Here is a 21,798-nt window from a genome sequence, read left to right as displayed (position 1 = left end):
TCCGTCCGAACCCCGGCGGGAAGATGCCGCCGGCTCCGGCTCCTCAAGCTCCAGCAGGCGAGGGACCTGCCAGCCGTCCAGCGTACTCGCCATCGCCCATGGCTTCGCCTGGTGCCCCTTCGCCGCCGCCCTCGTTTTCTCCCACACCGCAGGGCGCAAGCTACGCCGCCCCGCCGACCAGCCAGCCCTCGGAGGAATGGATTTCGACTCCGGCGCAGGCTCAGGCGCCGCAACCGATCCTGCCGCCCGGACCGCTGTTGCGTGTCGACGATCTGGTTGCGCCAAACGCCAATCCGGTGATGCGCGCCGGCGGCCCTTTGCTGCAGTTGCTTGGCCGGCTGCGCGTCGCGCTGATGCGGGCGTCATTCGCGAGCCTGATGGAGCAGGTCGCCGACGCCATCAAGTTCTTCGAGAAGGATATCCGCTCGGCGGGCATTTCCGAGCACCAGGCCAATACGGCAAAGTATATCCTGTGCGCGACCGCCGACGATATTGTGCAGCACATTCCGACCGACGACCGGCACGTCTGGGCCCAATACTCGATGCTCAGCCGGTTCTTCGGCGAGCGCGTGGGCGGCGTACGCTTCTTCGAGATTCTCGACCATTTGAAGACTGATCCGCTCGTCAACTATCCGGTGCTCGAGCTTCAGCACGCCTGCCTTGCGCTCGGATTTCAGGGCATCCACCGGACGTCGCCGGGCGGGCTTGCGAACCTCCAGGTGATCCAGCGCAACCTCTATGAAACGCTGCGCCGGGTTCGGCCCAAGCCGACCAACGATTTGTCGCCGCACTGGCGCGGACAGGCCTTGGCCGGTCGGCGAAAGCACTTGCGTATTCCGGTTTGGCTGGTTGCGGCCGTGGTCGCTGCGCTGTTAACCGGATCCTATTTCGTTCTGCGAACGTTGCTGGCTGGCCGTGCGGAGAATGCTGCGCAAGTCGCGCTGGCACTGCATCCCGGCGATCCGATCGAGCTCAAGCGCCGCGTCGTTGCGCCGCCGCCACCACCGCCTCCGCCGCCACCGCCGGACCGCATCACCCAGCTGCAGCGCATTCGCAACGCGCTTGCGCAGGAGAAGACGGCCTGCGCCATGACCGCGGATCAGACGGCGAGCTTCATCGTGATCAGGGTGTGCGATCTCGCACTGTTTGCCTCGGGCCAGGCAACCATCCTGGATGGTTTCAAGCCGATCGCGGCCCGCGTCGCGGCGACGCTCGACAAGGAGCCGGGCCGAATCCGGGTGGTTGGCCATACCGACAGCTCGCCGATCCGCACCGTGCGTTTCCCCTCGAATTTCGAACTGTCGGTCGAGCGCGCCAAGGCGGTTGCCGCCGCGCTGAAGCCCGGCTTGGCCGATGGTTCGCGCGTCGATGTCGACGGCAAGGGATCGGATTCACCAATTGCCAGCAATTCGACACCCGAGGGGCGTGCCAAAAACCGTCGGGTCGAAATCTTCATCGAACGTAGCGAATAGGCGGACGCCAGAAGCTCACGCGATAAGCGACAGGTACCGATCAATATGCTCGCCAAGGACATTCTACGCATCGTTCTCTATGGAGTCGGGCTCAGCTCGCTTGGAGCAGTGATCTACCTTGCCGGTCCCTTCGTTGCTTTCGGCGACTGGCATCCGTTGGAAAATCACATCGTTCGCCAGATCGCGATCCTGCTGCTCGGCGCGGCGGCGGCAGGCATCACCGGCCTTCATTTCTTCAAGCGACGCAAGAATGCCAAAGAGATCGCCGACGGCGTCAGCGCTGCGGACCAGGCTGTCAGCGACGAGCCGGTGCTCAAGGAGCGCATGAAGGATGCGCTCGCAACGCTCAAGACCGCGAGCGGCAACAAGTCCGGATATCTCTACGACCTACCCTGGTACGTCATTATCGGCCCGCCCGGTGCGGGAAAGACCACCGCGCTGGTCAATTCGGGACTCAAGTTTCCGCTCGCGCGCGGGGCGACGCCGGCGGCGATCGCCGGCGTCGGCGGGACTCGCTACTGCGATTGGTGGTTTACCGAGGAAGCGGTGCTGATCGATACCGCCGGTCGCTACACGACCCAGGATTCGAACAGCAAAGCCGACAAGGAAAGCTGGCTGTCCTTCCTGGACATCCTGAAAAAAAATCGGTCGCGCCAGCCGATCAACGGCGTTCTCGTCGCGATCAGTCTGGAGGACGTGCTGACGCTGCCGAAGCAGGAACTCGCGCTTCATGCCGATGCCATCAGGATGCGGCTCCTCGAACTGCATCAAAGGCTGAAAGTGAGCTTCCCGGTCTACGCGCTGTTCACCAAGGCCGATCTCGTTGCCGGTTTCACCGAATATTTCGCCTATCTCAGCGAGGCCGGCCGGCGCCAGGTCTGGGGCGCCACGTTCCAGACCGCCGACAAGACCCAGAATCTGGTGGGGCAGGTCCCGGTCGAGTTCGATCGCCTGCTGGAGCGTCTGAGCGAGGAAACGCTCGACCGTCTGCAGGACGAGCCCACGCCGCAGCACCGGGTGCAGTTGTTTGGCTTCCCGGCGCAGATGGCGCGGCTCAAGCCGCAGATCCACGATTTCCTCAACCAGATTTTTGAGCCGACACGGTATCACGTGAACGCCAATCTGCGTGGATTCTATTTCACGTCGGGCACTCAGCAGGGTACGCCGATCGATCAATTGATCGGATCGTTGGCGCGTACGTTCGGCGCGGAGGAAGTCGGTGCCGGATCGTACTCCGGAACCGGCAAGAGCTATTTCCTCGCCGATTTGATTTCGAAGGTCATCATCGGCGAGGCCGAATGGGTCTCGACCGACCGCGCTGCGGTGCGCCGCGCCCTGATCCTCAAGACCGCGGCGCTGTCCGTGATAGGTTTGGTGGCGATCGGGCTGATCGGCGTGTGGCTGACCAGCTACAAGCGCAACTCCGAGCTGATCGAGCAGAGCTTGCAGGCGGACAGCGAGTATGCGGCCGCCGGTGCGCCGCTCATCAAGCAAACGCTGATCGCCGATCATGATCTCGACAAGGTGCTGCCGCTGCTCTATCGGCTGCGGAACGCCCCGGCCGGCTATGCCTCACGGAATGAGCCGGTCGCACTGTCGGCGCGCTACGGGCTCAGTCAGCACGCGCGCCTGTTGTCGCCCGCGAAGGCAGCCTATCACACCGCGCTTGAGCGCATGTTCAGGCCTCGCTTGCTGTACCGTTTGGAAGAGCAGCTCAATGCGCGCATCAACGAGCCTGCCTTCGTCTATGAGGCGCTGAAGGTCTACCTGATGCTCGGCGGCCTGCAATCCCCGGACCGCGAGCTCATCCGTTCCTGGATGCAGCGCGACTGGGCGGACAATCTCTATCCTGGCGCGACCAATGCGGAAGGGCGGCGTCTGCTCGACGAAAATCTCGTCGCCATGTTCGACCTCGAAACCGAGCAGCCGCCGCTGGTCGAGCTTGACGGACGGCTGATCAAGCAGGCCCAGAATTCATTGGCGCGCCTTAGCGTCTCGCAACGCGCCTACGAGTTCCTGAAGTCGGAGGCTCGAGGATCGACCGCCGGCGACTGGATCGCCAGCCGCCGAGGCGGTCCGGACGTGGCAGTTGTCTTCGAAACCACGACTGGGCAGCCCCTGGACAATGTGCGGGTGCCCGAGTTCTTCACCTACAACGGCTTCAATCAGAAGTTCATCGCTCGACTGCCCGGATTGTCGGAGCGCATGAAGCGGGAGCGGTGGGTGTTGGGTGACGCCGGCCAGCAATCGGCAATCGACCAGCAGTATGACAATCTGGCCGGCGATCTGCTCAGCATCTACTCCAATGAGTTCGTGACGACGTGGCGGACCGCGCTCGGCAGTCTGCGTCTGAAGAAATTGCTCGCCGACAAGCCGAAATACGAGGTGCTGAGGGCGCTTTCGGCGCCGACTTCGCCGATGCGGCAAATCCTGGAGTCGGTGCGCGATGAGACGATGCTGACCAAGGAACGCCCGAAGCCGGCGAGCGGCGGCACGCCGGCCGCGCCGCCCGCGGTGACCGCGCCGGCGCTGTTCAACAACGCCCAGGATGGTACGCCCGGTGCGGCGATCGAGTCGCAATTCAAACCCTACCATGCAGTGCTTGAAGGGGAGAGCACCCGCCGGCCGATCGACTCGACGATCGCAAACCTGAACGACATCGCGCAGAATCTGACGCTGATGGTCGAGAATCCGCAGCTGACGGCGCAAGCAACGGCGGGGCTTCAGACCCAGGTTGCGGCGTTGCGCAACAATGCCTCGCGTATGCCGCCACCATTTTCCGATATGCTGCGGGCGGCGGCTGGGGAGTTCGAAGGCAGCATCGCCGCCTCCACGGCCGGTCAGATCCTGCAGTCGTTGCGCGATCAGGTCACGCCGGTCTGTCAGCAGACGGTGACCAACCGCTACCCGTTCGTACGGAGCAGCGGTCAGGAAGTCCCGCTCGCGGACTTTGCCAAACTGTTTAGCCCGAACGGTGTCATGGACAAGTTCTTCACTCAGTTCCTGGCGCCTTATGCGGATACGTCGCGATCCGAATGGGTCTGGCGGAAGGAGAGCCCCGTCGGCCGATCGTTCTCGCCCGATACGCTAAAGCAGTTCCAGAACGCAGCCTATATCCGCGACGCCTTTTTCCAGACTGGCGGCGGTGTGCCGGCGGTGTCCTTTGCGATCCGGCCGCCGGCCGCGGCCGGACCCGGCATCACAGTCAAGACCGAGATCGGCGGCACGACGATCACGAGCCCAACCACACCAGGACCAGCCGCAACCCCCTCCATGTTTGGCGCGCCGCAACCCGCTCCGCCGCCGCCGCCGCAGAGCAATTCACCGACGACGGTGCTCTGGCCCGGCCCATCGCCGCGGACGGCAATTTCGGTCAGCAACGAGACCGGCTCGCCATCCGTGCTCGAGCGCATCGGCCCCTGGTCGTTGTTCCGAATGCTGGAGGCTGGCTCGCTGGTCGCCAAGGCGGAATCCGCCAGCGCAACGTTCATTGTTGCCGGACGCGAGCTCAACTATCAGATTTCGACCGGATCGCTGCGCAATCCGTTAAACCTGTCAGTGCTCCGCGAGTTTCGTTGCCCGACCGGAATATGACCATGCGATGCGGCTTATTCGGCAAGATCGGCGCGAAGCGTGATTTCATCGCGATCGCGACGCCGCGCAGCTTCCTCGAAGTCTGGGAGCCGTGGGTGCAGGCAGCCATCTCTGCGAGCCGCCATCAACTCGGCGCCGGCTGGCAGGAAGCATTCCTGACCGCGCCGATTTGGCGATTCTGGCTTGGCGCCGCGATCTGCGGCACCACCGTCGCAGGAGCGATCATGCCCTCGCTTGACGGCGTGGGGCGATACTATCCGTTGACGCTGCATGCGGTGCCGGATGGCGACGCCGCGCTGTCGCCGCCACACATCGATCCGCAGGACGAATGGTTTGTGCAAGTGGAGACGTTCCTGCTCTCGACCCTGGACCGGGCTGCGACGTTCGAGCAGATATCCGATGCACTGGATCGTCTCGCGCTTCCGCGTCTGCGGACGCCGGGGACCGATCGACCGCCGGTCGTGTCGCTGAGCGATGCGACGCTGGGAATGGTTTCGACGGTCGACGGGTTTGCCGAGTCGTTCGGCACGCTCTGCGGCGCCAACCCTCAAGTCTATGCCGCGGCTAGTTTCTGGTGGACCGCCGGGGGCGAAGGGTTTTCGCCGGTCGCACTCTGTTGCCGCGGATTGCCGGATCCGTTTCGCTATTCCACATTGCTGACCGGCGACGTTGGCCGCGAAGTATCCGGGACGGGATGACGCGCGATGGCACACGTCCCCTCCTTGTTCGATGTCGGTAGCGTCACTCACGCCGGACGGGTGCGGGCGCGGAACGAGGATGCGTGCCTGGTAAGGACCGACGTCGGCCTGTGGGCCGTCGCTGACGGCATGGGCGGTCACGAGGCGGGCGATCTTGCCAGCCGCATCGTGGTGGAGTCGCTTGATTCCATCGGCGCGCCGGACTCCGCGGCGGACCTGTTGGCGCAATGCGAGGCGCGTCTGTTCAGCGCCAACCAGCAGATCCTGGCACTCAGCCATGAAAGGCAGGGTGCCATTGTCGGGACCACAACGGCAGTCCTGCTCGTACGCGACGGCCATTATGCCTGCATCTGGGCGGGTGACAGCCGGGTGTACCTGATCAACCGCCACGGCATCACACAGGTGTCGCACGATCACAGCGAGTTGGAGGAGCTGATCGCCGATGGCGCGCTGTCGCGCGAAGAGGTCCAGGACTGGCCGAGCAATGCCATCACCCGTGCTGTCGGTGTCGTCGCCGACCCCGAGCTCGAGGTGGTGACCGGTCCGGCCGAACCGGAAGACATCTTCGTGATTTGCAGTGACGGCTTGACCCGGCACGTGCGGGACGACGAGATCGAGCAGCACGCGGCCACTCGACTTGCCCAGACAGCCTGCGACGACATGCTCGCGCTCGCGCTTGAGCGTGGCGGGCTCGACAACGTCACGATCGTGATCGTGCGATTGCTCGCGCCGCGATCCTCAGAGCCCACGAGGACGCCGCTCGATCAGGAGCCACGACCATGACCGCGAACGATCCGTTTCGGTCATCCTACCGCGGTGTGCCGGCCGGCACGCGGCTCAACGGCATTTACCAGATCGAGACGATGATCGGGGCAGGCGGCATGGGGGAGGTCTACCGATGCCGCGAGATCCAGACCGGATCGCCCGTCGCGGTCAAGATGCTGCTCCCCGACATGGTCGACAACGAGGCGGCGCTTGCGCTGTTCCGGCGGGAGGCCGCGGCACTTCACAATCTTCCGCACGAAGCAATCGTTCGCTACTTCCTGTTCACGGTCGAACCCGCACTGCAGCGCCCGTATCTGGCGATGGAGTTTGTGAACGGACGCTCGCTGTCGAACATGCTCGACGACGGGCCGCTGACCTTCGAAGCGCTGATCAAGTTGATGCGGCGGGTCGCATCGGGCCTTCAGGCCGCTCACGAGCACGGCATTATCCATCGCGATGTCTCCCCCGATAACATCATCGTGCCGCTCGACGATGTAAGGCGGGCGAAGATTATCGACTTCGGGATCGCCCGGTCGACGCAGATGGGTGACAAGACCATCATCGGCTCCGGCTTCGCCGGCAAGGACAATTACGCGTCGCCGGAACAGGTCGGCTTGTACGGCAACGATGTCACCGCGAAATCCGACGTCTACAGCTTTGGTCTCGTGCTGTTCCATGCCCTGACCGGACAGAAGCTCGATATGGGCGGGAGCCAGTTTCAGCTGGTCGAGAAGCGTCGGCGCGTGCCCGATCTCGGCGCAGTGGACATGCGCATCAGGCCGCTTCTCGAGAGGATGCTGCAGCCGGACCCGGCGTTGCGCCCGACCATGGCGGAAGTCGCCAACTGGACGCCGGCGGGTTCGGCGCAGCGGTCCGCCGCGCCGCTCTACGGCTTCGATCCATTGGGGAAGCCGGAAGCCGGGACGTCTGCGCAGCAGGAGCGGGTGCCATCAACCACGCGGAACTCTCGCCGCATCTGGCTCAGCGCTTGCGTCGCGGGGCTGCTGCTTCTGCTGGGCGGCGGTGGGTACACCTTCTATAAATTTGTCTGGAAGACATCGGGCTTGGCGGCCTTGCCGCCACCTCCGAAACTCGCCGGGACATCCGCGCCGACGAGCGAGCCTGCTCCGCCACCGCCGGCACGTCAGGAGCCGGTGAAGCTGCCGTCTCAGCCGACGTTGACGCCGTCTCCGTCCCCCGACGGGCCGGGTCGAGCCGAGCGCATCCGCAAATATGTTGCCCAGTATGCGGGCGGCGACTGCTTCTTCATCCTGCCTGTTGCCGTGAGCTCAAGCGCAGCCGTCATTGAAGGCTTCGGCGCTTCGACCGCCCCGTTCGATACCTTCGACAAGGCGTTTCGAAAGGAGCAGGGATTTGAGGCTTCGGTCGGCGTCAGGCAGGTGAATCAGGCACAATGTCCGGCCGTCAAATTCCTCAGTCAGGTCGGAAGCGATCAAGCGCGGGCGCCGCGCATCAACCTGTCGGCGACGGAGCTGAAGGCCGGCGAGACCCTCAATGGGACCGTCGAGAATTTTGCCAACCGGGTGGTGGAACTGCTCATGGTCTCGGATCGCGGCGAGGTGCGGAGTTTGTCCTACCTCCTGAAGCCGGGCGTCGATTCGCTTTCCTTTGCCCTGCCGATGGAGCGTACGACCGGTCCGCAACTCCTGTTGGCCGTCGCAGCCCCGCGGGTTCTGGATTCATTGCGCCAGCCGCGACCGATGGCTGCCGACACATTCTTCCTGCAGGCAACCAGCGAAGCTCAACGCGGCAACGTGACCATCACCGCGGCTGGACGCTATGTGATGCTCACCAATTGAGCTGCCGTTCAGAACTTGCCGATCATCAAGATCTTCAGGTCGGCATCCGGCTTGAAGTCGCTCGCCGTGAACTGCCGCGAATTGTCGGCAGATGCCGGCTTGAGTCGCCCTGGACAAAAACTGACCAGGCGATCGTCGCCGCCCGGATCGATCGTCAACGTGAAGGACCGGATTGGACCCGCCCAGTTCGCACCCGTCTTGAGCACGTAGGAAATGCGCCGCTCCTGCAGTTTTGCGGTATTGGCCTGGCTGTCGCCTGTGCGCTTGTCCAATTCGGCAAGGAACGCATCCGTAATGCAATAGTCTCTCCGGTATCGCTCGACCTCCGGGCCTAGCGCCGCGCTGCGACGTAGGCCCGCGCGCAGGACCGTGTCAGGGCTGGAGCCGACGCTCGGGCGATATTGATGTTCGACCGTGACGGTATGCGCTGCTGGGAACACTTGCTCGCGAACAGCCGACGTCCTGGTTATCCAGCCGGGCGTGTATTGCTGGCGACCGTTGTCGCTCATGCCGGCAGGCATCAGAAGGCCATCATCGATCAGCTTCGTGCGGGTTGTCGCCGGCAGGTCGGCCACCCGTATCTCCCGATCACCGAGCGGCAGCAAAGGCAGCTTGAACTGACGGAGGAGGGCGGTGACATCCTTGTTGCCGACCATGGCGCGCTGGTCGATGGCCAGCGGCACCGGGTTGCCGTCGATCCTCGTCTCGAACGCGACGAAGTTGACCGGATCGCTCGATGGAAGCGCAATGCTCTCGGCTTCGGACAGGTCGATGTCCGGCAGCGGAAAGGCGACAGTGAGCGCAACCGGCTTGCTCGTCTGGTTGACGAATTGGTAGCGAACGCTGACCCGGTCCAGCCCGATACGAAGCTCCTCGCTCGCCATGGCCACGTCCTTGGTGCGGACGAATTGCAGCCCGCCGATGGACAATTCGGCTGCCGAATCGTTCGCCCGCGCAGGCCAGCCGGTTGCGGCCAACAGGACGATCATCAAGGCTCGCGACCTCAACGACAGCCCGCTTAACGCTCCATTTGCCATGCCGGCCTCCATGCGGCGCCGCAGCGTCTGCCCGTGCGGGTCAATCGATCGCCTGATAAAGGTCGCCCCATTCCGGCTTCCAGACGCCATCGGGGTCGCAAACCACGATCGCGAGCTTCATGTCATTGGCGAGACGGATTGCGCCGCGAAAGGCATCCTGGGCGGGCATATGGGCGCTGACCTGGTCGCTGCTCAGGCGACCTCCGCTTGCGGCGGCCGGCAACACGATTGACCCGGAGGCGCCGGCATTGTCGCATCTCAAAACCAGCGTAATCGCGTCGGGCTGGATTTCGCTGACTTGCTCAAATCTGTTTCTGGCCATGATTTTGCACTGCAGGCTGAAGGAGTTCGGACTATCACCGTCCAGTGAAAGAGTTGAACGGGATCGGGGTTGCTCGCCACCAATTGACACTGCACTCGCGCAGTCTTGGATTAGGCAGTCTTGGATTAGTCGGACTGACGCCGCATTCGGTTCGGTTACATTGAGGCGGATATGCTTCGTCGATCTAGCTGGATCTGGCTCTCTATCGTTGGCACTGCCATAGCGGCCACCGGGGCACGGGCCGACGATGCGGTCGTGCGAAGCTTTGCCGGCGGTTCGGCTGCATCCATGGTGGGAATCGTCGCGGCCAGCCAGGACGTCGAACTCGCGGGCCCGCAAGCGCTCAGCGCTGACGGACAGGGAAATCTGTTTGTGCTCGATCAAATCAATGGCCGCATTCTGCAGTTCGACCCCAAGCAACCGAACACTGCTCCCGACATCCTGAAGATGCCTGGCGACGTCCAGCCCACCGACCTCGTCGTCCATAACGACGACATCATGGTTTGGGACGGCGGTGTGCGAATGCTGAAGGCGGCACCAGGACAGTCCACACGCGGGCTGGGCGGCGACGAGATCCAACTGGAGGAAGTCTCATCCCGCGGAACCGACGACCAGGTCGCCATTTCGGCCTTCGCACAGATGGGCTCGCAGGCGCTGAGCAGCCCGACCGACTTGCTGGATCAGAATACGCGCGCGGCCATCGTGAGGACGACGCGACAGCCCGATCGGCAATATATCGCCTCGCGCAGCAAGGGATCGGTGATCGCCGATATCATTCCCGACAAGGGCAATGCCGGCGTTCGGGTCGAAATCCAGACCATGGTCTCCAACGAGACCATCGGTCAGCTCGGCCTGCGCGTCCGCAACCAGCTCGGCACCGTGGAGTTTCTCGAGATCGACAACAGCGACCGCTTCTACATGCTGGCCGAGGACATTCCGCCGTCGGGCAAGAATGCCTCCACCTTCGTCGCACGCTATGCCGCGAACGGACGCCTTGAGGGTATCTACGAGCTGCCGCTGGAGAACACGCCCGTGACCCGGCGGTTCGTCACCGTCTCGGGCGACGGCGACGTCTATTTTCTGCGTACCAAGCCGGATGGCGTCGAGGTGGTTGGTGTCGGCTTCCGCCCCCTGGGGAAGGTATCCGTCATTGACGTCAGGCCGTCGCGCACGGCGGCCGCGCCGGCGGCGGCGCGGCCGGATATCAAGTTCAATGCGACCGCCGCCGTGCGGCCGTCCAATCGTCAGCAGGCGATCGAGACGGCCTTCGCCTTTGAGGGCATCCAGTGGAAGCTGACACCGGCGAACTACGGCAGCGATCCCGACAGCCAATGCTCCGGTTTCAGCCGTATTCGCCGGCCGTGGTATCTGCAGGGCAAGGTAAACCAGGAAGTGCGGGGTGTGCCCTATTGCTGGGGCTGCCACGGTTCGCTCGCGAATTTCCGGCAGCGGATCGACGGCGGGACCCTGGCGGGCAATGTCTGCACCCGTAACGAGCCACGGCCGGATGTGGCGGGTGTCGACTGTTCGGCGTTCGTCAGTGCCACGTGGGGACTTTCCGTCCATTACACGACCGCTGCCATTCCCGCGATCGCCGCGCCGGTGACCAACCCCTGGGACCTCAAGCCTGGTGACGCCCTGAACAAACCGGGTTCCCACGTGATGTTGTTCCTGCGGTTCACCCCGGATCGCAAGGCCGAGGTCATGGAATCCTCGACGGGTGGCTGCAACGGTCGGGTCTGCCGCAACGTCTACCCGCTCGCGAGCCTGCTTGCGCGCGGTTTACGTTCCGGTCCGCTTTCGGGCGTTCGCAGACGATCAGACGACCGTTTCCGCGAACGCCTATCAGGAGACCGAGGCGCCGACAGGCCGCAAGACGGCGAACAAACGGCGCTGAACCTGAGGTCTTGCCAAGGCTACAGATGAACATGGATCACCGCCTGCGCGCTGGTTTCCGGAGGTCCGGACGGCATTCCTGCCGCTCTGCCTTGCCGGTGCGGTTCCAGGGCGGACCTGCTTGATATCGAGGTGGATCGCGATGCGAACGCTCAGGGGCTTTGATCGAAGGACCGGTTGGCTGTGTGCCGCCATCCTGCTCGCCGCGTTGATCGGCCTGCCACTCCAGCGCGCGCATGCGGCGGGTGAACTGTCGATAAGCAATCCCGACGGTGCGGCGCTCCGGGCGCTCGTCATCGGGATCGACGACTACCAGCATGTACGCAAATTGAAGGGCGCGGTCGCCGACGCCAATGACATCGTGTCGAGCCTGAGGACCATGGGCGTCAGCGATGTGGTCGAGCTGACCAATGCACAGGCGGACAGGGCGAGCGTGCTGCGCGAAATCAGCTCACTGGTGGAGCGGACCAAGAGCAACGATCTCGTCTTCCTGTCGATCGCAGGTCACGGCACGCAGGAGCCGGAGCGGATCAAGGGCTCGGAACCGGACGGAATGGAGAACGTGTTCCTGCTGCCTGAATTCGCGACCACGCCCGCCGGGTCGGTCGAGCGCATTCTGGGAAGCGAATTCAACCATTTCATCCGGCAGTTCGAATTGCGCGGCGCAAGGGTGATTTTCGTCGCGGATACCTGCCATGGCGGCGGAATGGTGCGCGATATCGATCCGCGGGCGGCTGAGATGAGTTTTCGGCAGGTGCCCCGCTACACGCTGCTGGTCGATGAATTGAAGCCGGTGTCGAGCAGCGACGACCCGAAGTCCGAACTCGATCTCGACCACACCGCGTTCATCGCCGCGGTCGATCGGCACACCAAGGCGCCGGAAGTGCGGATTCCGGGGATCGATGGCCTGCGCGGCGCCCTGAGTTATGCCGTTGCGCGCGCCGTGGAGGGCAACGCGGACATCAATCATGATGGCAAGGTGACCCTGAAAGAGCTTTTCAGCAATGTTCGGCAGGTGGTCTATCAACTGTCCGACCAGCGCCAGAATATCGTGACGGTATCGTCGCCGGCACAGATGCCGGAAACCGAGGTCGCGTTCGAACTGACCCGCGGCGTGGTGCTGATCCAGGGGACGGCGGCGAGAGCTGCCTCCGGCCAGGTCGCTACCGTCGCGTCCGCCGAGAAGCAGACCCCTGCGCCGCCGGCCGTTACGGCCAAGTCGCAAACCGCTCCAACCAGTGCCGCTGCGACCGCCCCGGCTGCGCCCAGTGCCGCACTGCCACCCTTCCGCCTCACCACGCCGATCCGCTTGGCAGCGCTTGACGGCAAGATGGGCTATTTCACCAGCGTCAAGCCGCAGGACGCCAGCGTGCAGGCCGTTCAACCGACTGATAATCCCGACCTGATTTGGGACCCCGTATCCCATGATGTGATCGCCTGGGGCGACGTGGTCGCCTATGGCGTCGACGTTGGCGGTTTGACGACAGTGGTCAACCGAACCGCGGCAATTCGGGAGCTGAAGCGCATGGCGACGCAGTCGCCGCAGCTGATGCGTATTTGGCCGGATGACCGACAGCAGCGCAGCGGACAGACCGTCGAGGTCGAATTGTCCGACGTCGGTTCGCGGGCGGTGCTGCTATTCAACGTGTCCGGTGATGGAACCATCCAGATGCTGTATCCGGTGGGTTCCGATGCCGCGATGGCTCGGTCAGCAAATCTGCGGCTGCCTCTTCGGGTAGGCGAGCCGTTTGGCGCCGAGCAGATCGTCGCGGTAACCTCGCAGCAGCGGATGGTTGATCTGGAGACGGTCTTGATGCAGCTCAACCGGCGCCGTGCCTCGGGGCAGGTGATCAAGAGTCTGGAGCGCTACCTGCCGGCGGACGCGCGGATCGCGTCAATCGGCTTTTTCAGCGTTCCCTGACGAAGCTGTGACAGCCGGTCATGTCGCCAGCGAAACTGGTTTCCCGCAAGCAATCCTGGTTCGCGATCGTGCTGCTGCTGGCAGGAGGCGGGGCCGCGTGGGCGACGCCGCCGCCATCGGCCGCTCCATCGGCAGGTGCGACGAATGCTCCGTTGCTCTGGCGCGTACAGGCCCCGCGCGGGCCGGCAAATGCCGCCGGCGTGGCGCTTGAAATCCTGCCGGGTCCAACCGTCAACATTGGCGGCAAGGTGTCATTCGGCGTAACCGCCAGGAAGCCGGGCTATCTGATGCTGGTGGATGTTGATGCGGACGGGCGGATGTCCCAGATCTTCCCGACTGCCGAGCTATTGGCGCAGTCGGTCGGACCCGACATGAATCTTGTCAAGCCTGGCGTCCAATTCATCGTTCCGACCCCGGCGGCACAGCAACGTGGATTTGAATATGTCGTCGCGCCGCCGGCCGGGTCCGCCGTGATCGTTGCGATCCTGAGCGAGCGACGCGTGCAATTGCTCGATCTGCCGGACATTCAGCGCAAGCTTCAGGGGCCGGCCGACACGTTGAGCTATCTGTCGGATTGGACCAGTCAGCTGCGGATACCGGACAGCGGCGGCGGAAGACTGTTGCCGAACAATTGGTCGTTCGACATCAAATCATACTCCATCAAGTAGGTAGCGATCGCGTTGCTCCGGCTACTCGGGCGGTTGAGGAGGCCGTCGCGCGCGATCATGTGGTGAATATCCTTGTGGCGGAGGCTGCTGTTCGGCTTCTTGCATGCAGGGCCCTGCGGTTTGGCTCCGTTGCACCCCCCCGGGCATGACCGATTGCGGAGGAGACGGCGGCCCGATCTCGAGCGCGCCGCCGTGGCCGTCCTAGTTGCAGACCTCAACATTGCCGGTACCGCCGCCGGGACCTCCGCCGCCACGGTAATCGAGATGACATCCGCGACGGACCGGGCGGCATAGATAAGCATCACACACGATCTGGCCGCTGCCACCCGAGGGTCTCGCAGTCGCCTGTCGTCGGGGAGTGTCGGCTTGCGGCTCGGGCCTCTCGCGGACCGGACGATCGGCGCGCGACGGGCGCTCATCAATGTAACGCTTTGCCACCGGCTTTTTACCGCGCCGCTTCTCGCATTCGTTATCCTCGTTCAGGAACGAGCCCTCGGCGCAGGTGATCTTGCGGCACTGGTCGCCGTCGGCCTTGTAGCCATGTTCGCAGATCAGCGGGCAAACCCGGGCCGGCTTCAGCTTGATCGCATCGAGCGCATCGAGGCTTGCAAGCTTGACGTCAAATTTGGTTCCGGCGTGCCGGTTGAACAGGGTCAGGGAGCGACGCGAGGCCGCGTTCCAATCACCGTCGATGGAGCCCGTGAAACAGCCAACCCGGCTCAACTCGCTCTGCACCGATTTGGCAAGATCCTCCTGCGGCGGCGCCGTGTTCAAGGCGGCAACCTTCGCGCCCTCGCTATTCAGCGATGGGGTAGCGGTTGCAATATTATCCGGCTTGGCGCTGTCGACCACAGGTCCGTTCGTGGAAAGCATGGCGACCGTTGAGGTTTGGGATGCGGTCCGCTTCCGTTCAGCCTCGGCAGCTTGGTCCTGCGCCGCCTGCTTTGTTCTTTCTGCCGCGATACGGGCATCCTCCGCGGCCTTGAATTCTGCGGCCGCCTTTTCCTGCTCCGCTCGCTGGGCACCTTCGGACGCAAGCCGCACCTTCTGCTGCTCCGCTTCCTGCGCTTTCCGGGTGGCGGTAACGCGTGCGTCCTCCGCGTCGATCTGGTTGAGCTGAAGCTTGGCCAGATTTGAATAATAGCCGTCGGGGTGCTGGGCGAGGAACGCGCTCATAGCGGCCTTGTTACCCAGTTGCAGGGCCAATTCGTAGTCGCGACGAATCTCCGACGAGGCGTTAGCCGGCGGCGGCGCCGGCTCTTCTGCCTTTGGCACGAGGGCAACGTCCTCACCGCCCAGTGAGCCGTAAACGTAAGGCTCCTGTCGGTTGCCGGTCGCTTGCAAGACATCATCGCGGACGAAGCCGAAAGCCCTGCGCAGGTCCAGTCCAGGCTTTGCGATATATTTCACCAGCGCTGTCGCGTAGGGACTGTTCGTGCTGTTGCCGTCGAGCGCGGTCAGTCCGGCCTTCGCCGCAAACGCGATCAGCGTATTGGATACGGCGGGTTCTACCCGGGCGAGCCCGCGGCTGATCGCGCGCGAAGCGACGGTTCGTTTCATCGTGTCGGCGAATGGATTGTTGCGGCAGGCATCAACGATCACGACGCGGAGCTGTTTGGCGGGCTCGATGGCCAGCAGGACGCGATCGAGCGAGAAGGCCTCGTCATAGATATCAGTGTCGCGTTCAAGCCTTGCATCCGTCGGAATCAGATAATTCGTCCCGTCGATCTCGATTCCGTGACCTGCATAGTAGACGATGGCGATGTCCGCATCGCGGGCTTGATCGGCGAAATCCCTCAGTGCCCGCCGCATGTCGCTCGAGGTCAGGTTCAGCCGAGACTCCACCAAATCGAACCCGGCGCCCTTCAAGGTCGCGGCGATAGCGGTGGCATCATTGGCAGGATTCGGAAGTAGTGGCGCATTTTGATAGTTCGAATTGCCGACCACCAAAGCCACTCGCTTCGTTGCCCAGGCTGGCTGAGACGCCAGGAGAACCGAAGCAGCAAGAACAACAAGAACTCGGAGGAGCGTGTAGCGCATGGCGAACGTCCAAAATCGGCTCGAAACAACGGCAGCTTTATCGAAGGTGGCCGCGCGCAAACTCCACTGCGTCAAGCGTTACGGGCGCCGGCATACCTCCGTAGAGAACAAACTTGAGTCCAATCCATTCCTGATGTTGTCGTCCGGGGCAGCGAGATTGTTCAAGGATACACCGAAGCGTGTAGGGCCGGTGGTGCACGGCCGAACAAATGTCAATTGACCTGTAAGATATTGAAATATCTGTCTTTTATCGTTAGCGCCGGAATGGCTGGCAGTGCCGGCATCCGCCTGGGCTTCGCCAAGCTGAAGTTCCATCTCTCGATAGTGATCTCGGAATTGAACTCGCATGCTCAAGCGATGCTCGTGCCGGATCGTCAGCGTGTGACGGCCGCGTTGTTAGTCTCGGTGGCGTCGACAAGGTTCAGCCCGTTCGTCTCGGCCGTTTGTCGCAGCCTCGAGCCTCTTCCATAGGAGCGCGAACTGCGTCTATCTGGAAGCAACGCCGATCCGTTCGAGTTGAGACGTGCGAGTCCCGAAAAATCGAAATCTGCGTCCTCGGGATCCGGACGTCGACGTGTGGACGCCCACCGCAGGTGTCGTCGAAATCTCTGGAGACGCACATGTCTATTCCACTGAAAATCTACATTACGCCATTTGCCGAGAAAGGTGTCGCCGAGCCGCAAAAATGGAGTGGCGAGGCCGCCAAGAAGGCACTGGATGTGGTCAATAAGATCTGGGCGAAGGCCAAGATCGCGTTCGTGATCAATGATTACGTGGAAGATAAACCGCTCGATATGGCGAAGAGCGCGCGCAACAATGATCAGCGCGTGCTGGATGTTCTCAGTTTCCGGCATGCTCCCGACAATGCGGTCCACATCTATCTCGTCAATCCGATAGTCAATCTCTCGGCTGGTGGCGGCTCGTATCTTCATAGCGATCCCGAGCCGGCAAGCTTTGTCCAATGGTATGGCAATGACTTTGCCAACGGACGCGCGTGGGCCCATGAACTTGGGCATTTGATGAGTCTCGACCACGTCGACGTAGATTACGCCGATGAGAAGCAGGCCGCCCTGCGCAGCAACTTGATGACGAAGGGATTGAGCGTGGGAAGCGATTTGACCGGTCAGCAGATAAGCACGGCCAAAGGTTCAAAACTGGTGAAGCGATTTGGCGGCTGACCTCGGAACCTCCTGCTGCCGCCTTCCATGAAACGGTTTACAGCCGGCCCGATCGCTCGTTCGCCCGCCAACCGCCGGAGAGACGCCATGCCCAGGGTCGACCTTGCAAACGTGCCGGAACGCAACGGGACCGGCTATCCGGCGGAGTTCGCCGCGCCGTGCGCCGAGCGGGTGCGGCAGCGTCTCGGTGATGCCGGCGGGCTCGCCGACTTCGGCGTCAACCTGATGCGGCTGCCGCCCGGCAACTGGTCGAGCCAGCGCCACTGGCATTCGGATGAGGACGAGTTCGTCTATGTGCTCGCGGGCGAGGTGGTTCTGATGGAGGACGGCGGCGAGACGGTGCTGCGGGCCGGCGATTGCGCGGCGTTTCCGAAGAACTCCGGCAACGGGCATCATCTGATCAACAGGTCGCAGATGACGGCGACCTATCTCGAGGTCGGCTCGCGCTCGCGCGCCGACGTCATCACCTGCTCCGACATCGACATGATGAGCCCGAGCTCCGACGGCCGCTTCCTGCACAAGGACGGCACGCCGTACGAATAGCCCCACCTGTCGCGCCGCGCACGAAATCGGGCGTTGCGGATTGGCCGGCGAAGGACCAATGTTCCGGCGAGGAGCTTTGGTCGCCTCCATGGCGGAATGGTATTTTATCTGGGTCGACGGTCCGCGCGGACCCGAGCCGCAGAAATGGTCGTCGGATGCGCTGTGGGGCCAGCTGGCGCGTCAGGACGTGATCGTGCGTTTTCCCCTGAGCGATCGCGAGGCCGAATTGTCGCTCGACCAGCTCGCAAGGCTGCACCCGGTGCCGCAGTGAGCTGCGCCGCAGTTCTTTCCGTCGACGTTCGATCCGCCGGGGTGAACGTCAGACCGAAAGATCGAAGCCGGGCGTCGCGATTTCGGTCAGGAACGCGGCGACGAACATCTTGCCCAGCACATGCTTGGCCGCCGGCGTGCCGGCCTTGAGCCGGCCGGCGCGTGTGGCCTCTGCGAGCTCGGCAAGCGTCGGTGCCGCAAGGCTCGTATCGGGTACGGTGCGCGGCGCCGTCGCCGATGCGCTGAGCAGCACGCCGGCGTAGTAGAGCCGGGTGAGCGCGCGGACATGTGCGAGCCGTGCGCGCCGCGCCTCGTCGAGCCGGCGGCCGAGCCAGGCACGATGCAAAATGCTTTCCAGCTCCGGCGTCCGCGCCAAGCTGTCGCCGACAATCGCGAGGTCGACCAGCGGATCGGTGCGATAGGCGGATTCCCAGTCGATCATCCAGAGCCTGTTGCCGTCGAACAGGATGTTGGCGGGGAGCGAGTCGTTGTGGCTCGACACCGAGTTGGCCTCATCCCAGGCATAGGCCGCGCGGATGCGCGCGAGGTGCGCGTTGCAGCGCTCAAGCACGCCGGGCGCGAACAGGCCGGTGCGGCCGACATGGGCCCAGAGCCGGGCCACGATGTCGGGGTAGCGCACGAAAGCGGGAAAGGTCGGCGTCTCCTGCAGGCGCGCCAGCAATTCGCCGAGCGCCTTCGCCAGCGCCGGCAGGCCGCCGGGATAGCGGCCGAGCGGCTGCCGCTGCACAAAATCCATCACCGCGACGCGCGCGAGGCCTCGTCGACATAATGGAGTCGCGGCGCGATGCCGGCCTCGGCGGCGATCCTGAGCGACACATACTGAAACGGATTGCGCAGCGGGCTCGGCATTCCTTCGATTCGGAGCAAATAATTCTCGCCGCCTGCATCGATCCGGAACAATTGCGCCGACGTTGCGCCGCCCGAGACCGATGTGACCGCGTCGATCGCCGCGGTGCCGATCACCTGACGCAGTGCGGCATGTGCTGCGTCGCGCTGTGCCGGCGGAAGTTTATCGAGAGCACTCATGCGCAGGAAGTTAGCATGGCCGCTATGCGTGCTCAAAATCGCGTTGATGCAGCGTTCGCGATCTATTGCTGGCAGCGCACGACGAAGCATGAAACAATGCTGCAAAAATCATGTTGGGAGAGAACTTGATGTCGTTCGAGCGGGAGTTGCATTGCGCCGTTGCGTGCCGATCATGGATCGCGTTGCCATTATTCTGCCTGATCAGCACGTTCGGAGTGATGCATAACGCCGCCGCGAACGAGTCCTTGCAGATTGTGGACGCGCGCGTGCCGGCGGTCGACAAAGCGGGCGGGGACCTACCGTTGACGATGACGATCAAGAACGAGGCCGACAGCGCCGATGCGCTGCTTCGTGTCCGCTGCCCGGTTGCGAATTTTTCCGAGCGTCATACTGTGGATCGCGGCGAAGGCGCACCGGCGATGCGCTCGATATCCAATATACCAGTGCCGGCAAAGGCGATGCTCGAGCTGAAGCGTGACGGTTATCACGTCATGCTGCTGCAGATGCGTCAGGCGCTCACGCCGGGCGAGACCTTCAAATGCGCGCTCGTTTTTCAGAAAGCAGGCACCATCGAGACGGAGGTACAGGTCCAGAAGTGACCTCACACAAGTGACTCAAGAAGACGGCGGGTGGTGCACAGCCATGCGCCGGGACTCAAGGCTTCTCGCGTGATCGCCCGTGTGTGACGGGCGGTTCGATCAATGAAGAATGCTAGATCCGGAGGAAATGAACTCATGACAAGGTTGAATTGGGTAAAGTCGCATATGCTCGCCGCGGCAGTAGCATCCGCAGCGACCTTCGCGGGCTCTTTCGCGCTCGCCGACGATGTCGGCCAGGACCGTCTGCTCAATGCTGACAAGGAAGCAGGCAACTGGCTGCACCACCACAAGAACTATTCGGCGACGCGCTTCTCGTCGCTGGCCGATATCAACAAGGACAACGTCAAGAACCTCAAGGTCGCCTGGACCATGCATCTCGGCGGCGTCGAGGGCGGCGGAATCTGGTCGCACGGCGGCTTGGAGGGGACGCCGATCGTCGAGAACGGCTTCATGTACGTCACCGACGGCTGGGGTTCGGTCTACAAGATCGATGCCCATGGCGGCAAAGGCGTGCTGCTCTGGAAGATGGATCCGAAGACCGACCATGACTGGGCCGGCGCGGTCGCCTGCTGCGGCGTCGACAACCGCGGCGTCGCATTGTGGGGCAACCTCGTCGTCTCGCACACGCTCGACGGCCGCCTGATCGCGACCAACAAGGAGACCGGGCAGGTCGCCTGGCAGCGCCAGGTCGCCGATCCCGACAAGGGCGAGGTGATCACCGGTGCACCGCTGATCGTCAAGGACATGGCGATCACGGGCGTTGCCGGCGCCGAATACGGCATTCGCGGCTGGATCGCGGCGACCGACCTGAAGAGCCAGAAGGAAGTGTGGCGCACCCACACCATCCCGGGCAAGGACGAGGCCGGTCACGAGACCTGGAAGGACGACAAGGACGCCAAGGCGAGCGGCGGCGGATCGACCTGGGTCACCGGCAGCTTCGACCCCTCGACCAACACCATCGTCTGGGGTGTCGGCAATCCCGGACCGGACTGGGACAACGAGTATCGGCCCGGCGACAACCTCTACACCGACTCCTCGCTTGGTCTCGATGCCGACACCGGCAAGATCAAGTGGCACTACCAGCACACGCCGAACGATCCCTACGACTATGACAGCGTGGCGGAGAACGTGCTGGTCGACGTCCCCGGTCCGAACAACACGACGCAGAAGCTCGCGCTCGAGGCCGACCGCAACGGCTTTGCCTATGCGATCGACCGCAACAGCGGCAAGTTCATCTGGGGTCTGCCGTTCGTCAAGAAGGTGACCTGGACCAAGGGTCTCGATCCCGAATCCGGCAAGCCGGTGGAGTATGATCCGAAGCAGGGCGTGCAGCGCTACAACGCGGCGGTGACGCCAAGCCGCACCAACAAGGTGACGGACATCTGCCCCGGCAACATGGGCGGCAAGAACTGGCCGCCGACCGCGTATAATCCGAACCTGAAGCTCTGGTACATCCCGGTGATCGAGAGCTGCAACCGGATCACGGTCGAGGAGACGACGCCGGACAAGTTGAAGAAGCGCGAGTTCTTCACGGGCGGCGGACCGAGCCAGCCGGTCAAGATCACCGGCAGCGTCACCGCGATCGACGTCACCACCGGCAAGGTGGCAGGGAAGGCGGAGACCGAATTCCCGAACCTCGGGGGCATCCTGGCGACGCCCGACCTCGTGTTCTCCGGACAGCCGTCCGGCGAGGTGATCGCCTATGACGCGAAATCGCTGCAGCAGCTCTGGCAGTTCAACACCGGCGGCGGCGTCAACGCGCCTCCGATGACGTTCTCGGTGGACGGCAAGCAGTATGTCGCGATTTTGGTCGGCCTCGGCGGTGCCTGGGACAAGTGGTTCATCGATGCCACGCCCGAGCTGAAGCGGATGCAGCCGGGCTCGATGCTCTACGTGTTCGCCCTTTGACGTCGCAGCGCGGGAGGCCT

18 protein-coding genes are annotated in these 21,798 nt (G+C 63.4%); 13 read left to right on the top strand and 5 right to left on the bottom strand.

What is annotated here, in order from left to right:
• Positions 1 to 98: 98 nt before the first annotated feature.
• Genes tssL through ACVMIH_RS11215 form a run of 5 tightly spaced genes read left to right on the top strand, consistent with a single transcriptional unit; the run spans position 99 to position 8,349 of the window.
• The gene (tssL, locus tag ACVMIH_RS11235) at positions 99 to 1,472 is read left to right on the top strand and encodes a type VI secretion system protein TssL, long form (RefSeq protein ID WP_456861700.1); all 1,374 of its coding nucleotides are present in this window, start codon (positions 99 to 101) and stop codon (positions 1,470 to 1,472) included.
• A gap of 45 nt (positions 1,473 to 1,517) precedes the next feature.
• Positions 1,518 to 5,066 carry a type VI secretion system membrane subunit TssM gene (tssM, locus tag ACVMIH_RS11230; protein WP_057019589.1) on the top strand — a complete coding sequence of 1,183 codons (3,549 nt, stop codon included), beginning with the start codon at positions 1,518 to 1,520 and terminating at the stop codon, positions 5,064 to 5,066.
• A complete protein-coding gene (gene tagF / locus ACVMIH_RS11225; protein ID WP_057019588.1) occupies positions 5,063 to 5,764 on the top strand; it encodes a type VI secretion system-associated protein TagF in 702 nt (233 codons plus the stop codon). Before tssM ends, tagF begins: the two co-directional genes overlap by 4 nt.
• A gap of 6 nt (positions 5,765 to 5,770) precedes the next feature.
• The gene (locus ACVMIH_RS11220) at positions 5,771 to 6,547 is read left to right on the top strand and encodes a PP2C family protein-serine/threonine phosphatase (RefSeq protein WP_141339661.1); all 777 of its coding nucleotides are present in this window, start codon (positions 5,771 to 5,773) and stop codon (positions 6,545 to 6,547) included.
• Complete coding sequence (locus ACVMIH_RS11215) at positions 6,544 to 8,349, top strand: serine/threonine-protein kinase (protein ID WP_456861697.1); 1,806 nt, start codon at positions 6,544 to 6,546, stop codon at positions 8,347 to 8,349. The genes ACVMIH_RS11220 and ACVMIH_RS11215 overlap by 4 nt, the downstream gene beginning before the upstream one ends.
• An 8-nt stretch (positions 8,350 to 8,357) precedes the next feature.
• On the opposite strand, the gene ACVMIH_RS11210 is transcribed toward ACVMIH_RS11215, so the two are convergent.
• Complete coding sequence (locus ACVMIH_RS11210; protein ID WP_456861695.1) at positions 8,358 to 9,338, bottom strand: DUF4424 domain-containing protein; 981 nt, start codon at positions 9,336 to 9,338, stop codon at positions 8,358 to 8,360.
• Between the two features lie 88 nt (positions 9,339 to 9,426).
• Positions 9,427 to 9,798: a hypothetical protein gene (locus ACVMIH_RS11205; RefSeq protein ID WP_244558919.1), complete on the bottom strand. Its 372-nt coding sequence runs from the start codon at positions 9,796 to 9,798 to the stop codon at positions 9,427 to 9,429.
• 81 nt (positions 9,799 to 9,879) lie between these two features.
• Here ACVMIH_RS11205 and ACVMIH_RS11200 point away from each other — a divergent pair, with 81 nt between their 5' ends.
• From ACVMIH_RS11200 to ACVMIH_RS11190, 3 genes are all read left to right on the top strand, one after another.
• Positions 9,880 to 11,634 (top strand): hypothetical protein, encoded by a 1,755-nt coding sequence (locus ACVMIH_RS11200; protein ID WP_456861693.1) that lies wholly within the window; start codon positions 9,880 to 9,882, stop codon positions 11,632 to 11,634.
• A gap of 112 nt (positions 11,635 to 11,746) precedes the next feature.
• Positions 11,747 to 13,525: a caspase family protein gene (locus ACVMIH_RS11195; protein ID WP_168857063.1), complete on the top strand. Its 1,779-nt coding sequence runs from the start codon at positions 11,747 to 11,749 to the stop codon at positions 13,523 to 13,525.
• A gap of 68 nt (positions 13,526 to 13,593) precedes the next feature.
• On the top strand, positions 13,594 to 14,193 hold the full coding sequence (locus tag ACVMIH_RS11190) for a DUF4384 domain-containing protein (protein WP_229189324.1): 600 nt from the start codon (positions 13,594 to 13,596) through the stop codon (positions 14,191 to 14,193).
• 201 nt (positions 14,194 to 14,394) lie between these two features.
• Here ACVMIH_RS11190 and ACVMIH_RS11185 read toward each other — a convergent pair whose 3' ends face one another.
• Positions 14,395 to 16,233 carry a caspase family protein gene (locus ACVMIH_RS11185; RefSeq protein ID WP_063790152.1) on the bottom strand — a complete coding sequence of 613 codons (1,839 nt, stop codon included), beginning with the start codon at positions 16,231 to 16,233 and terminating at the stop codon, positions 14,395 to 14,397.
• Positions 16,234 to 16,853: 620 nt separating this feature from the next.
• On the opposite strand from ACVMIH_RS11185, the gene ACVMIH_RS11180 reads away from it, so the two are divergent.
• The 3 genes from ACVMIH_RS11180 (at position 16,854) to ACVMIH_RS11170 (ending at position 18,225) form a co-directional block, all read left to right on the top strand.
• Positions 16,854 to 17,411, top strand: coding sequence for a zinc metalloprotease (locus ACVMIH_RS11180; protein WP_057019579.1), 558 nt, complete (start codon positions 16,854 to 16,856; stop codon positions 17,409 to 17,411).
• A gap of 87 nt (positions 17,412 to 17,498) precedes the next feature.
• Entirely contained in the window at positions 17,499 to 17,954 is a 456-nt protein-coding gene (locus ACVMIH_RS11175) for a cupin domain-containing protein (RefSeq protein ID WP_057019578.1), read from the top strand.
• Between the two features lie 88 nt (positions 17,955 to 18,042).
• Entirely contained in the window at positions 18,043 to 18,225 is a 183-nt protein-coding gene (locus ACVMIH_RS11170) for a hypothetical protein (protein ID WP_168857061.1), read from the top strand.
• Between the two features lie 48 nt (positions 18,226 to 18,273).
• Here the strand turns inward: ACVMIH_RS11170 and ACVMIH_RS11165 are convergent, their stop codons facing one another.
• Together ACVMIH_RS11165 and ACVMIH_RS11160 are read right to left on the bottom strand one after the other, a co-directional pair.
• Complete coding sequence (locus ACVMIH_RS11165) at positions 18,274 to 18,981, bottom strand: phosphotransferase family protein (protein ID WP_456861690.1); 708 nt, start codon at positions 18,979 to 18,981, stop codon at positions 18,274 to 18,276.
• Positions 18,981 to 19,271: a hypothetical protein gene (locus ACVMIH_RS11160; protein ID WP_456861688.1), complete on the bottom strand. Its 291-nt coding sequence runs from the start codon at positions 19,269 to 19,271 to the stop codon at positions 18,981 to 18,983. The genes ACVMIH_RS11165 and ACVMIH_RS11160 overlap by 1 nt, the downstream gene beginning before the upstream one ends.
• Before the next feature lie 128 nt (positions 19,272 to 19,399).
• Here ACVMIH_RS11160 and ACVMIH_RS11155 point away from each other — a divergent pair, with 128 nt between their 5' ends.
• Both ACVMIH_RS11155 and ACVMIH_RS11150 read left to right on the top strand, forming a co-directional pair.
• Entirely contained in the window at positions 19,400 to 19,870 is a 471-nt protein-coding gene (locus ACVMIH_RS11155) for a copper chaperone PCu(A)C (RefSeq protein ID WP_456861686.1), read from the top strand.
• A 135-nt stretch (positions 19,871 to 20,005) separates the two neighbouring features.
• A complete protein-coding gene (locus ACVMIH_RS11150; RefSeq protein ID WP_129965109.1) occupies positions 20,006 to 21,778 on the top strand; it encodes a PQQ-dependent dehydrogenase, methanol/ethanol family in 1,773 nt (590 codons plus the stop codon).
• Positions 21,779 to 21,798 lie beyond the last annotated feature (20 nt).

Source organism: Bradyrhizobium sp. USDA 4503, assembly GCF_054055815.1.
Note: the sequence above shows the minus strand (reverse complement) of the source record. Positions and strands in the feature narration are given on the sequence as shown.

Coding starts and splice junctions, on each gene's coding strand:
- tssL (WP_456861700.1), top strand. CDS start 99: ATGGCTTCGCCTGGTGCCCCTTCGCCGCCGCCCTCGTTTTCTCCCACA.
- tssM (WP_057019589.1), top strand. CDS start 1,518: ATGCTCGCCAAGGACATTCTACGCATCGTTCTCTATGGAGTCGGGCTC.
- tagF (WP_057019588.1), top strand. CDS start 5,063: ATGACCATGCGATGCGGCTTATTCGGCAAGATCGGCGCGAAGCGTGAT.
- ACVMIH_RS11220 (WP_141339661.1), top strand. CDS start 5,771: ATGGCACACGTCCCCTCCTTGTTCGATGTCGGTAGCGTCACTCACGCC.
- ACVMIH_RS11215 (WP_456861697.1), top strand. CDS start 6,544: ATGACCGCGAACGATCCGTTTCGGTCATCCTACCGCGGTGTGCCGGCC.
- ACVMIH_RS11210 (WP_456861695.1), bottom strand. CDS start 9,338: ATGATCGTCCTGTTGGCCGCAACCGGCTGGCCTGCGCGGGCGAACGAT.
- ACVMIH_RS11200 (WP_456861693.1), top strand. CDS start 9,880: ATGCTTCGTCGATCTAGCTGGATCTGGCTCTCTATCGTTGGCACTGCC.
- ACVMIH_RS11195 (WP_168857063.1), top strand. CDS start 11,747: ATGCGAACGCTCAGGGGCTTTGATCGAAGGACCGGTTGGCTGTGTGCC.
- ACVMIH_RS11185 (WP_063790152.1), bottom strand. CDS start 16,233: ATGCGCTACACGCTCCTCCGAGTTCTTGTTGTTCTTGCTGCTTCGGTT.
- ACVMIH_RS11180 (WP_057019579.1), top strand. CDS start 16,854: ATGTCTATTCCACTGAAAATCTACATTACGCCATTTGCCGAGAAAGGT.
- ACVMIH_RS11175 (WP_057019578.1), top strand. CDS start 17,499: ATGCCCAGGGTCGACCTTGCAAACGTGCCGGAACGCAACGGGACCGGC.
- ACVMIH_RS11170 (WP_168857061.1), top strand. CDS start 18,043: ATGGCGGAATGGTATTTTATCTGGGTCGACGGTCCGCGCGGACCCGAG.
- ACVMIH_RS11165 (WP_456861690.1), bottom strand. CDS start 18,981: ATGGATTTTGTGCAGCGGCAGCCGCTCGGCCGCTATCCCGGCGGCCTG.
- ACVMIH_RS11160 (WP_456861688.1), bottom strand. CDS start 19,271: ATGAGTGCTCTCGATAAACTTCCGCCGGCACAGCGCGACGCAGCACAT.
- ACVMIH_RS11155 (WP_456861686.1), top strand. CDS start 19,400: ATGTCGTTCGAGCGGGAGTTGCATTGCGCCGTTGCGTGCCGATCATGG.
- ACVMIH_RS11150 (WP_129965109.1), top strand. CDS start 20,006: ATGACAAGGTTGAATTGGGTAAAGTCGCATATGCTCGCCGCGGCAGTA.